This is a genomic window from Bowmanella yangjiangensis (assembly GCF_017255015.1).
Lineage (GTDB): Bacteria > Pseudomonadota > Gammaproteobacteria > Enterobacterales > Alteromonadaceae > Bowmanella > Bowmanella yangjiangensis.
In genome coordinates this window covers 1-544 of record NZ_JAFKCS010000514.1, presented here as the reverse complement: position 1 = coordinate 544, position 544 = coordinate 1, and the positions used below count along the sequence as shown (strand labels likewise).

Here is a 544-nt window from a genome sequence, read left to right as displayed (position 1 = left end):
GGCGTCATCGCCATGTAGGCCTTGAACGCCTCGAGTGCGGCCTTGCCGTCGTCTTCCTCCTTCTTCTCCACCTGTCCCGAGCCGACGCTGGTTTCGGTCTGCTCATCGGCGCCGTTCTGCAGGGCTACCCGCAGGCGGGCAAACCCCTCTTCCGTGGCTTGTCTGGCCTGGAATTCGCGCTCCGACTCGGCATTCGCCGTGCGCACGGTTTTCCCGACCTCGCGTGTCACGAGCGCTTGTTCATCTTGCTGCTCGTTCTGCTTGCCGCGGAAACCGCTCAGCGACACGCCGCTGTAGTTGCCTACGCCTCCAATGATACTCATGCCTCGCTCCTTGACTGAGTTGCAGTTGCCAGGGGCTTGGAATCAAGGCGCGTGCCAACATGAAAGAATGACGCAAGCCTCTGAAAACACAGGGCTTGTTCGTTTTCAACGGCGGCAATGGGAGGCAAGACCTTGCCGCTGGGCGGCAAGGTGGCAACGAGAGTCAGTGCGAGTCGCTGATCTGCCGGAAGGCGTCCAGCAGTGCCCGGGTGAGGTCGACC

1 protein-coding gene is annotated in these 544 nt (G+C 61.8%); it reads right to left on the bottom strand.

Going from position 1 to position 544, the window contains the following annotated elements; genetic code table 11:
* The coding region (locus J0A65_RS25425) for a hypothetical protein (protein WP_206597000.1) at nucleotides 1-323 on the bottom strand (323 nt) is incomplete at its 3' end.
* Between the last annotated feature and the right edge of the window lie 221 nt (nucleotides 324-544).